Raw genomic sequence first — 12337 nt, forward strand, 5'->3', positions numbered from 1 at the left:
TTATACTCCTGCATATACAAGGCTTTCTGAAGCTTCCTCACTATTTTCAACTAGTTTTTGGTTAATGATTGACACAATCTCCGCTTGGCTGTTCGCTGCTTTTAGCTGATCTATCACCGCAGGTATCATGAGCATTTTCGCAACAGAAGAGAGCAATTGTAGGTGTGCCGTTCCTTTTTGATGTTCGGGTATAAAAAGTCCAATGATAAAGGTAATTGGTTGACCATCTAAGCTATCCCAAGCAATGCCTTTCTCATTTTTTACAATAATCAAACTGGCTTTATTAATATTTGACGATTTAGCATGTGGTATGGCAAAGCCGTCCATCATTCCTGTAGTTCCTTCAAGTTCACGCGCCACTAACTTTTCCTTGATTTCTTCCTTGTGTGTAGCGATTCCTCGTTGGATTGTTTTTTCTGCTAAAAAGTCGAACATTTCATCTCGTGTATTGAATGTCTGATGGAGAAAGACGTCATTTTCAGAGAGGAATGCAGAGGGAGCTAGAATTTCTTCAGTGGCTAATTCTTTATTTTCACGTTTTTCCTTCTCCCAGCGTTGTTTTTGATAGAGGCCAAGTAAAATTCCACCTACTGCCGAACCAATCAAAATTGATAAAACCCATTGGAAAGCACCTGTGACAACAGGTAAAACCAGAAATCCTCCATGTGGCGCAGGAACCTTTACTCCGAAAAGATAAGTTAAAATTGAAGCTATTGAAGAACCCACCATAAAAATAGGCAAAATAATCAAGGGATTTTTGGCTGCAAAAGGAATTGCGCCCTCAGTGATATGTGTGGAACCTAAGATGAGGTTCACAATCCCTGCATTACGTTCTTCAGTATTGTAATATTTTCTAAATACAAGCGTTGCAACACTTGTAATCAATGGCGGCGCAATACAAGCAGCTGACACACCTGCCATAAAGGAGTAATTTCCTTGAGCTAAGAGCGCTGTACCTGTAACATAGGCAGCTTTGTTGACCGGACCTCCCATATCAAAGGCACACATTGAACCAACAATAAGTCCTAAAACAATCGGGTTACTGTTTTCAAATCCAGCCAAGAAATTCATCATAGCTTGATTGATGGCTTCCATAGGAGCTGCCAGCAAATACATAGCTATTCCGACAATTGCCACTCCTAGAACCGGTAAAATAAAGACAGCTTTTAATCCATCAAGAGATTTGGGCATCTTACGCAAGAGTTTTTGAAGGAAAAGAATTAAGTAACCCGCTAAGAAGCCTGATAGAATTCCTCCTAAGAACCCTGCGCCACCTGCATTTGCTACGATACCACCAATCAAACCTGCGACAAGCGCGGGACGCTTAGCAATGCTTTCAGCAATGAAAGCTGACAATATTGGTACCATCATTCCCATAGCTTGTCCGCCAATATCCTTGATCATCGCTGCTGTGGCATTATATGTAGCATGATCTGGTTCTGCAGAATGGATCCCCCAAACTGCAAAAGAAATTGCAATCAAAACACCACCAGCAACAACGAAAGGCAACATATGCGAGACACCGTTCATAAGGTTTTTGTAGATGCTGTGCCCGATTTTAGATACATCTGGTGCTGTTGAGGTATTTTCCGAAGTGGCTGTGCCATCTTTGATTTTTCCTTTGCCAGCTAGGGCATCCTTAATCAAGTGGTCTGCCTCTTTAATCCCTGCTAAAACAGAAACTTCAATGACCCGTTTACCGGCAAAACGCTCAGCATGGACATCTTTATCGGCTGCAATAATTACAGCTTCTGCATGACGAATGTCCTCGTTTGTCAATTCATTTTCTACACCAATCTGTCCATGTGTTTCCACCTTGATTGATACACCTGCTTTTTTTGCCGCTGCTTCTAAAGCTTCCTGTGCCATAAACGTGTGTGCTATCCCTGTTGGACAACCTGTCGCAGCGATTATTTTATAGTTTCCCATAAATCCTCCTTATAGTTTATTCATAATTTCAGTAACAGTAATTTGTTTCATCAGCTGTGGAACATCGGAAAAATCAGTCAAGCCCTTTTGAAAAGCTGTAGAAGAGCCAGCTGCAATTGCTAATTGCAAATTTTTTCCGATAGCTTCATTTTTGATTATTCCGGCTAAGAAAGTTCCAAGCAAGCTATCGCCTGCACAAGCTGTGTTGACAACTTCTCCTTGCGGAGCATTTACAGATAAGATTTGGTCCGAATTGATAAACAAGGCACCTTTTTCCCCCAAGGAAATCAAAACATTTTGTGCACCTTGCTCTACCAATTTTTTACCGTAATAGATCACATCTTCTGGCGTTTTTAGCTCCACATTAAACCAGTGCGCCAGTTCCTCATCATTGGGTTTAAGTAAGAAAGGTTTGTAAGACAAAGTCTCCAGTACTTCTGCATAGCTGAAGTCAATGCCCCCACTACGAAAATACCAAGGATAGAAGCTGCGCGTGTAAATTCTTTTGCATTAGCAGTCATGATGCTGATAGCATCTGTTCCTTTTCGGTAAGACCAATGCATCAGGAAGTAACGCAAGCCGAACTGTACAGCATTGAAAATAAAGAGGAAGATGAACGGTGCTGCGATATTTCCAGCAATCGCCATATTAGCTGTTATCCCTGCCGTGATTGGTACAAGCGTGAACCAGAAGAGTGCATCACCAATCCCTCCAAGTGGTCCCATCGCTGCAACACGAACGGCACGTATCGTTTGAATATCTGTTTTATTTTGCTCAAGTGAAAGCACGATCCCCATTACAAAGTTAACCAAAAATGGGTGTGTGTTGAAAAACTCTAAATTGTGCGCCATTGAAGCTGAAAGGTCTTTTTTGTCCGTGTGGATTTTTTCCAAACCGGGCAAGATCGAGTAGAGCCATCCACCGGCTTGCATCCGTTCATAGTTAAAAGATGCTTGGAGGTAAACGGAGCGCCAAACCATTTTGTTGAGTGTTTTTTTATCAAGTTGTGGTGCTGGCGTTTGGTTAGAATAATTATCAGGAATATTAAATACCATCTTCATAATCTCCTTCACTAGCTGGTGCTGCTGCCGCAGCTGCTTTGAGTTTTGTATTCATTTGGAAATCCCAGTAGGCGAATGCAAAACCAATTACGGCGAGTAAAAGTAATGCTGGACCTTTGAGCGCTTCAATACCGGTAACAATAACAGCAAGCACGAAACCTAGGAAGTAGAAGCCCCAAAGTTCTTTTGAAACCATAACTTTAATCAAGATTGCAAAACCGACATAACGCATCATGTTTCCGGATGCACCGAGTCCACTCATAAGCCAGGCTGGAATAGCATTTACTACTGTATCTCCAAAGGCTTTCCCTCCAATAAAGAAGAGCGTTACGACAATACCAAAGATTGTTCCGAGTGCACACATCGCTAGCCAGTTAATTTTCGCGATTCCGGCTGGGTTTGCTTCTTCTGCATATTTATCCGCGACACCCATTACCGGAGCCATAACTGTGAAGATCAAGGTTACACCATATTGACCTAGCAATGAGAATGGGATAGCAGTGGCAACGGCTGCGGCGGGCTGGAGACCCAGAGTGATAGCCAAGACTGTTGCCATAATACCACCGATAACCGCATTTGGTGGTTGAGCCCCACCAACCGGCATATTACCAATAGTCATCAGTTGATAAGTACCACCAACAATCAAACCGGTTTGAACATCACCGAGAATAAGGCCGATAACCAAACCGGTGACAATAGGTTGGTACAAAGATTGAAGTAAACTAAATTGGTCAATGGCAACGACAAAAGTCACTGCAAAGATCAAAATAATCTGAAAAATGGAAGCATCCATAAGTTTTCTCCTTATATTTTTTTGTTGGATTTTAACCAAAAAATTGAGAGCCTATAATATCAAAACGAGAAAAATAAATTCACTTGACAATAAATACTCTATTTTCTTGCAAAATCCTCTTGTTACCAAAATTAGAAATGTATCACGAGTATCATTTGAAGAGCTTATCCAATGGCTCTATTGCTGTCGTTGGCACGCGCTGTATCTCAAGCTCAACACCAAGTTCTTTCAGTTTCTTAAATGCTGCCACATCATCGTCATCCACGGCAATAACAGTTGCAACTTGACGTTTTCCTTCTGACATGTGCATATTACCGATATTCACTTTTTTAATGGGTACACCACCTTCAACAAGACGTAACACATCTTGAGGATTTTCACAGATAATAAAAATCAATTGGCGATCAGCAGCTTTACTAATAATGTCAATCGTTTTTTGGAGACTAAAGTAGCGTGTCGCAACTCCAGTCGGTGCAGCCATATCCATCAGTGCTTGACGCTGTGGATTGCTTGCCACATCATCATTTGCAACAAGCAAAAGGTTGGAGCCGACAAAGCTGTTCCACTGTGTGGCAACTTGACCGTGAATCAAGCGATTATCAATACGAGTAAGTAAAATATTTGGCATAATAATGACCTTTCTTAATAGAGAATAGGAACCTGTTTGTTCGTATTCAAATTTTATTTAATACCCTAGAAACTAGGAAAATGAACGTTTTACAATATCTGCGTGATGGCATAACGTGAAACTCTAATCACCAACTTATCCGCAAGCTTTATGCGACAGAATTCTTCGTCTAAATCAGTAATAACTCCTGTCAAGCCGCCACTAAACATGACCTCACTTCCTACGGCAAGATTCTGATGCAACTCGGCGATAACTTTCTTACGCTTGCTAAACTGCAGACCACTAACAATGCTATAAAAAGCACCGCCTAGAAGAATAAAACCAATAAAGACAAGTGAACTGTTGATAATAAATTGTGCCGTCATTTAAATGCCATCGCTTTCTTCAACTTCTAGCATTTTTTTGCCGAGCGCTAAGTCAAGAGTGACACCATCTTTAGCTGTAGAAACAGACAAATCAAGTATTAAATCACCCTCTGTTCCCATCATTCCTTGAGAAACAAACTCAATCAGCATCGGAAGATTCGTACCCGTAAAAATATGCACGTTCTCACTATCTCCTTTAGCTATCATTGCTTTATTAAAAGGTGTCCCTCCAAGTAGATCCGTAAAAATGGCTACTTCTTCACCATTTTTACAAAAATTATTTAAAGCCTCTTGATACTCTTCAAGGTTTGTTGCTTCATCAAAAGTAAGTGTGATTAAGTCTGCCTGTGGTCCGGTAATTAATTCAACCGCACTCTTCATACCTTCTGCAAAATGCGCATGCCCAGAAATTAAAGCTTTCATCATTTCTCCTTGTCTTCTCAATTTAGTTTTATTATAAGCTATGAATTATAGGAAATTTTTCCAAATAAGTCCTATATTTTTGGTAAATTTTCCTGAATTAACCGCTTACAACTATGTTTTGTCTTTATATACTTTCGCGTTTTAAGACGACATGACCTGTTCACCATTGACGTAGACTTCTGAAAGTTCCATATTGGACTTTAAAACGATAAAGTCAGCATTATAGTTTTCTTTAATTTGACCACAGCGGTCATCAATATTAACAGACTTGGCAGCAGTTAAGGTCGCCATCATAAGAGCTTCCTCCGCTGTTGCAATTCCCCAATCTACTACGTTTTTAACCGCATCCTTTAACATGAGGATAGAACCAGCCAAACTATTTCCTTCTTTAAGATGAGCAGCGCCTCCTTCAACACGTACAGGAAATTCTCCCAACATGTAATCTCCATCGGGCATTCCTGCAGCACGCATCGCATCGGTAATCAGGACCGTGTGCGATGCTCCCTTACTTTGAATTAATATTTTAGCCGCTGTCGGATGAACATGATGTCCGTCACAGATAAGCTCGGCATATGTATTCGGAAGGCTCAGTGCCGCACCAACCATTCCGGGTTCCCGATGGTTAAAGGGACTCATGCCATTAAATGTATGGACAAAGACAGTAGCACCTGCTTCTACTGCTGCTGTTGCTTGAGCTAAAGTAGCGTTAGAGTGTCCTAAAGCAACCGTGATTCCTCGATTTGTTAAAGCTCGGATAAATTCGATACTTCCTTCTCTTTCAGGTGCAACGGCTATTTTTCGAATCATACCATGCGCTGCTTGGTTCCAATTTTCAAATTCTTCCACATCTGGATCTGTCATATAAGCGGGATTTTGCGCACCTTTATGTTGAGTAGTAAAGTATGGTCCTTCAAAGAAAAGACCTTGTATTTTGGCCCCTGTAACTGCTGGTTTATAATTTCCAACTACTTCGCAGACTTCTCTAAGGCGCTCATGTTTCCCTGTTAATGGTGTAGCTATCCAAGAAGTTACACCCCCTCTAAGTAAACTCTGACTCATCTTATCAAGCAACTCTGACTCTCCGTCCATCACATCTGCGCCATCGAAACCATGTATATGTGTATCCACCAATCCTGGCGCAATCCAGTATCCTGTATAATCTTTGACCTCAGCATCTTCAGGAACTTCTTGCATGTGTTTGCCAAATTTACCCGCTTTAATTTCTAAATAGCCACCACTGAGCGTTTGATAAGGATAAAAAAATTTATCTGCTTTAATATAGTAAGTCATGCCTTACCTCCATTTATCTTTTTTCTTAGTATAAATCAGAAATAAGGGGAAAATTTTCCAAAAAGTCCCTTATATAAGTGGAAAATTTTCCCAAAAAAAGCAGAGATTTTATCTTCTCTGCTTGTCTTATTTAATCTTCACGAATAGGTGCTAAATTTTTGTAAAGGGCAAAAGCATCCAACAAGATACGATTCACAACTTGTAAACATAGGCGACTCCCCACGTCTAAACCAAAATTAATCGTTTTTTGAGTTGATTTGTAAGCATGGATGTAAACATCAGCTTGACTTCCAATGGCACTCGGCATTGCTCCCACAAGTGCAATAATCTTTGCTCCCCGATTCTTCGCTTTATGAAGTGCTTGTACAATCTCGGGTGTTTCGCCACTCAAAGAAAAGGCAACGATAAGATAATCACGGTTGGCTTTACTTGCAAAATACTGCATATAATCAAAATCATCGTGAATAACACAAAGTTTTCCAAAAAGTTGCAGCTTATCCATCATTTCCCGTGCAACATTAGCACTCAGCCCTGCACAAAAAATCATAATTTTGCTATGATGATCAATCAACTTAATAGCAGCTTCAATATCATCCGCTGAAAGTTGATTAATCGTCCGTGTAATTTCTATTTCATTTTTACGGATCGCCTGATTAACCTCTTTTGAAAAGCCATTTTTGCGGCGCTCGTTTTTGGTATTACGAATAGTTTGTTTAAAGTCAGAATAACCATCGTAGCCCATTTTTTTCAAGGTTCTATTAACTGTGGAAACACTGACATGTGATTCTGTGGCCAATATCGAGATAGATAGATTAGGAATCCGATTTAAATTATCTTGAATATGATTCCAACAATACGACTCTGCTTCACTTAAGGTTTTCAATTGTCACTCCTTTAACTTCAAAATTTGTATTTTCGAGCATTGCAAGTCAATATTTTTCATAATTTTCAAAAAGATACTCTAAATCATCAATTGTCTTCGAAAGCTCCTGACCGATATTGGTATCTTTAACACAGGTTCTTTCCTCTACTCGATCAACCAATCGCTTGACACTTACAATATCGCTGCCGTCTTCGACAGCTGCTTTTATCGTTTTAAAAGGCTCGTGAGCTGCCAACTGCATACCATAGCTGTTATAAAGCAAAGTGTATCCCGCAATCCCAGTTTCTTTTTGGTAAGGCTTAGAAAAACCGCCATCAATTACAATCAGTTTACCACCAGCTTTGATTGGTTCTTCACCTTTCTTTTCTTTGACCGGCGTATGTCCATTGATGATATGTCCTTTTTCATCCATCCCAAAATTTTTCAAGATACGACTAATCGTCTCTGGCTCTTCTCTTAGACGATAGTATGGATTTTTCTTTTCAACATGTGTTGCTTTATCCGAGATATAATAACGCTCAAAAGTGGTCATCGCTTCTTTACCAAAAAGTGAAGAAGATTCTCCCACCCACAGATACCAGAGTAAGTCTGTAGATAAATCTTCTTTCACATCAGGATGCGCCAAACTCTTTCTCACATGATCTTCAAAAAGATCGAGCAATTCGCGCCCAGAATAAGCTTCTCCTTCAAGTCTGAAACACTTGAAGTCCCCGTTTTCATGGAGAGGAAGGCAACCATGAATCAATAAATTGCCATTGTAGGAAAGATACATTGAACCTTTTTCTAAAAGAAAATCAATATGTTTTTTGAGTTTTTGAGAAGCCTGAAAATTTTTCAGCAGTTTTTTCAGTAAGATTTCTTCCTCGTCTGTTAACTGCTCCGGTTGAACTGGATCAACCGTGGGTGCCTGAAATTCCTGTAAATCATACTGTTTACCTTTGAGCGTGATACGCTCTTCATCATAATTAATAAAATGCAAGACATCCCGCTCTTCCAGATGAAAATCTGGGCGTCGTGCAATTAATTGACTTTCTAACTTGAACTGTAAGATAGCCGTAGCTTGTTGGAGTTTATTGAGCAAGTCACACTCCTCCTGTGACAGATATTCTCCTTCCGTCAAACGAGGGGCAAAGGCTGGACTGGGCTCATAATACCGCTCCGCGTATTCAATCAGCGGACGTAAGTTAATCCCATATGAATCTTCAAGAATATCCAAGTTCCCATAACGCGAGCTAATCCGAATAACATTCATCATCGCAAGCGGTGAACCTGCGATGGCTGCCATCCAGATAATATCATGGTTGCCCCATTGAACATCAACCGAAGGCATACTGATCAGGCGATCGATAATTTTATCCGGAAAAGGGCCACGATCATAAATATCGCCCACCACATGTAAATGGTCAACGGTCAAACGTCTCACACTATCTGCAAGTGCAATAATTAAGTTCGGAAGTTCACCCAGATGTTGAAGTTTTTCAATAATGGAGTCAAAATAAGCACGTTTTTCTGAACTCGACTCAACCTCATGTTTTAATTCCTCCAGAATATAGCGGAATTTTTCTGGAAAAGCTTTACGTACTTTCGACCGTGTATATTTTTTCCCTGCAAATCGAGCGAGTTTCAATAAGGAAATCAGGTTCTCACGGCAATAATATGCAAATGCTTCTTGCGAAAGCTGACTTTCTTTGGAAGCCAGCTTTTCTTCTGGGTAATAAATTAAAGTTGCAAGCTCTGAAATCTCGGTAGGATCTAAGTCAGGAAAGCATTCGCGGAGCTTTTCTTTAATCGAACCTGAGCCATTACGCAAGACATGATTAAAAGCATCGTATTCCCCATGTATGTCACTCACAAAATGTTCTGTACCTTTAGGAAGTTCACAAATTGCGCTGAGGTTTATGATTTCGGTTAAGACTGCTTCTTTGGATACAAACTGTTCTTTTAGCAGCTTATAGTACTTTTCATCCATGATCTGTTTTCTCCTCTAATTCTTGCTTCTTGATAAAAGCAACATGCCTACATTATAGTATTTTTAACATTTATAGTAAAGCGCTTTCTTCTAAATGTGTTTTCCCTACACAAAAAAGAGTAAAGATCAGACTTTACTCTTTTTTTAATCAGACAATTATAATTTTTGTTTTAAATATTGTCCGGTGTAAGATTCCTCAACCTCAGCAACTTCTTCTGGTGTGCCTGTAGCTAGGATTGTTCCGCCGCCAGCACCGCCTTCTGGTCCGAGATCAATAATATAGTCAGCGGTCTTGATCACATCAAGATTATGTTCAATAACCACGATGGTATTGCCTTGATCCACAAGGCGATCCAAAACTTTAATTAATGTGGCGATATCTTCGCTGTGCAAGCCTGTTGTGGGCTCATCCAAGATATAAAAGCTCTTGCCTGTACTGCGTTTTTGCAATTCGGAAGCAAGCTTCATCCTTTGAGCTTCACCACCAGATAAGGTTGTAGCTGGTTGTCCCAAAGTAACATAGCCTAAGCCGACATCAACGATGGTTTGCAATTTTCTCTCGATTTTGGGAATATGACGGAAGAATTCTAAAGCATCCGACACGCGCATATCAAGAATTTCCGAAATATTTTTTCCTTTATAATGTACTTCCAAAGTCTCTGAATTATAGCGTTTGCCATGACAGATTTCACATGGGACATACACATCTGGAAGAAAATGCATTTCAATCTTGATAATCCCGTCACCCGAACAAGCTTCACAACGTCCGCCTTTCACGTTAAATGAAAAACGTCCTTTTTTGTAGCCACGTATTTTGGCTTCATTGGTTTCAGCAAAGAGTCCACGGATATCATCAAATACAGAGGTATAGGTTGCTGGATTTGACCGTGGTGTGCGTCCAATCGGAGATTGGTCAATATCAATCAAACGTTCAATTTCTTCATAACCGGTAACTTTTTTATGTTTACCTGGTTTTTCTGAATTATGATTGAGTTTTTGCGCCAAGGTTTTCTTCAGAATCGAATTAACCAAGGTTGATTTACCCGACCCTGAAACACCAGTTACAGCTGTCATAATCCCTAAAGGAAATTGGGCATCGATATTTTGTAAATTGTTTTCTGAAGCCCCAGTGACCTTCACCATACGTTTTTTATCGATTTTACGGCGTTTGGCAGGTACAGGGATGGAACGTTTTCCTGATAAATATTGTCCTGTCAAAGATTTTTTATTTTTCGCTACTTGTTTCGGCGTACCAGCAGCAATGATTTCACCACCTAAATCTCCAGCGCCTGGTCCGACATCAATCAGCCAATCTGCTGCTTTCATCGTATCTTCATCGTGCTCAACCACGATAAGTGTATTTCCTAAATCACGCATTTTTTGGAGGGATTCAATCAAGCGGTCATTGTCTCTTTGATGTAGACCAATTGATGGCTCATCAAGGATATAAAGGACACCTGAAAGGTTAGAACCAATCTGTGTCGCTAAACGAATACGTTGCGATTCTCCACCTGATAAAGTACCTGAAGCCCGTGAAAGTGTCAGATAATCTAGACCCACATTTTTTAAGAAAGATAAGCGATCTTTGATTTCCTTTACAATAGGTTGCGCAATCATTTCATCGTTTGTAGATAAAGTAAGAGTAGCTAAAAACTCTAACTCGTCACCGATAGCTAAGTTAGAAAGTTCTCCGATATGTTTCCCATCAACCTTAACCGAAAGGGCTTGATCGTTCAAACGATAGCCGTGACAAGTCGTACATGTTAACTCCGTCATGTAACCACGAAGGTATTCACGTGTATAATCACTTGAAGTTTCGCGGAAACGACGGTTGATATTATTGATTATACCAGGGAAAACCATGTCTTTATCAGACACATTTCCAAAATCACCGACATAGTAAAAATGAAATTTACGCTCACCAGAACCATTAAGAATAATATCTTTGTGTTCTTCCGGCAAGTCAGCCCATGGTGTATCCATATCAATTCCAAAATCACGGCTAGCACATTCCAACATGGTTGGATAGTAATTTGAAGAGATAGGATTCCAGGCAGCGACAGCACCTTCACGTAAGGTCTTACTGTCGTCAGGAATAACCAAGTCAGGATCGACTTCATTTTTCATCCCTAGACCATCACAGTCTGGACAAGAACCAAAAGGCGCATTAAATGAAAAGAGACGTGGTTCTAACTCGGGAACTGTAAAACCACAGACAGGACAGGCATAAAACTCACTGAAAAGGAGTTCCTCCCCATCCATCTTGTCCACAATAACATAGCCTTCAGCAATACGAAGTGCTGCTTCAACAGAGTCGAACAAACGTGAACGAATACCTTCTTTTACAACGATACGGTCAATAACGACTTCGATATTGTGCTTTTTATTTTTATCAAGCTCTGGTGCTTCTGTTACATCGTAAACTTCACCATCAGCGCGGACACGCACATAGCCCTCTTTTTGCACACGCTCAAAAACTTTAACGTGCTGTCCTTTTTTACCACGCACAATTGGTGCTAAAATCTGTAGGCGTGTTTTTTCAGGCAATTCGAGGATTTGGTCCACAATTTCTTCAACCGATTGTGCTGAAATTTCTCCGTGTCCATTGATACAGAAAGGTTTTCCGACACGCGCAAAAAGTAAACGGAGATAATCGTTAATCTCCGTTACTGTTCCAACAGTAGAGCGTGGATTTTTGCTAGTTGTTTTCTGGTCAATAGAGATAGCTGGCGACAAGCCGTCAATACTGTCCACATCTGGTTTATCCATATTACCTAAAAACTGACGGGCATAAGCAGATAATGATTCGACATAACGTCGTTGTCCTTCAGCATATAAAGTCTCAAAAGCCAGAGAAGATTTCCCTGAACCCGAAACACCTGTAACAACGACCAACTTATCACGTGGAATGGTAACATCTATATTTTTTAAATTGTGCTCTCGAGCACCATGTATAACAATTTTATCTTGGGGCATTTACTCTTCCCTTCTCACTT

General features: G+C 40.3%; 9 protein-coding genes and 2 pseudogenes. All 11 read right to left on the minus strand.

What is annotated here, in order from left to right:
• Positions 1-1929, minus strand: a complete 1929-nt coding sequence (locus J0J33_RS09845) for a fructose-specific PTS transporter subunit EIIC (RefSeq protein WP_206921726.1) — start codon at positions 1927-1929, stop codon at positions 1-3.
• Positions 1930-1938: 9 nt separating this feature from the next.
• Positions 1939-2385: pseudogene (locus J0J33_RS09850) on the minus strand (PfkB family carbohydrate kinase); the annotation flags it as partial.
• Positions 2376-2984: pseudogene (locus J0J33_RS09855) on the minus strand (PTS system mannose/fructose/sorbose family transporter subunit IID); the annotation flags it as partial. The pseudogenes J0J33_RS09855 and J0J33_RS09850, both read right to left, overlap by 10 nt.
• On the minus strand, positions 2974-3783 hold the full coding sequence (locus J0J33_RS09860; RefSeq protein ID WP_019294305.1) for a PTS sugar transporter subunit IIC: 810 nt from the start codon (positions 3781-3783) through the stop codon (positions 2974-2976). The pseudogene J0J33_RS09855 and the gene J0J33_RS09860, both read right to left, overlap by 11 nt.
• A gap of 151 nt (positions 3784-3934) precedes the next feature.
• Positions 3935-4411 carry a PTS N-acetylgalactosamine transporter subunit IIB gene (gene agaV, locus J0J33_RS09865; protein ID WP_003132995.1) on the minus strand — a complete coding sequence of 159 codons (477 nt, stop codon included), beginning with the start codon at positions 4409-4411 and terminating at the stop codon, positions 3935-3937.
• Positions 4412-4500: 89 nt separating this feature from the next.
• The gene (yajC, locus tag J0J33_RS09870) at positions 4501-4776 is read right to left on the minus strand and encodes a preprotein translocase subunit YajC (RefSeq protein ID WP_061415105.1); all 276 of its coding nucleotides are present in this window, start codon (positions 4774-4776) and stop codon (positions 4501-4503) included.
• Positions 4777-5199: a PTS sugar transporter subunit IIA gene (locus J0J33_RS09875; protein ID WP_086583161.1), complete on the minus strand. Its 423-nt coding sequence runs from the start codon at positions 5197-5199 to the stop codon at positions 4777-4779.
• A 141-nt stretch (positions 5200-5340) separates the two neighbouring features.
• Positions 5341-6489: an N-acetylglucosamine-6-phosphate deacetylase gene (gene nagA, locus J0J33_RS09880; protein WP_206887717.1), complete on the minus strand. Its 1149-nt coding sequence runs from the start codon at positions 6487-6489 to the stop codon at positions 5341-5343.
• Between the two features lie 130 nt (positions 6490-6619).
• A complete protein-coding gene (locus J0J33_RS09885) occupies positions 6620-7372 on the minus strand; it encodes a MurR/RpiR family transcriptional regulator (protein ID WP_019291601.1) in 753 nt (250 codons plus the stop codon).
• 46 nt (positions 7373-7418) lie between these two features.
• The gene (locus J0J33_RS09890) at positions 7419-9341 is read right to left on the minus strand and encodes a fructose-1,6-bisphosphatase (protein ID WP_206887718.1); all 1923 of its coding nucleotides are present in this window, start codon (positions 9339-9341) and stop codon (positions 7419-7421) included.
• 156 nt (positions 9342-9497) lie between these two features.
• Complete coding sequence (gene uvrA, locus J0J33_RS09895; RefSeq protein ID WP_191673183.1) at positions 9498-12317, minus strand: excinuclease ABC subunit UvrA; 2820 nt, start codon at positions 12315-12317, stop codon at positions 9498-9500.
• Between the last annotated feature and the right edge of the window lie 20 nt (positions 12318-12337).

The organism is Lactococcus sp. LG1267 (assembly GCF_017309545.1).
GTDB lineage: Bacteria > Bacillota > Bacilli > Lactobacillales > Streptococcaceae > Lactococcus > Lactococcus petauri.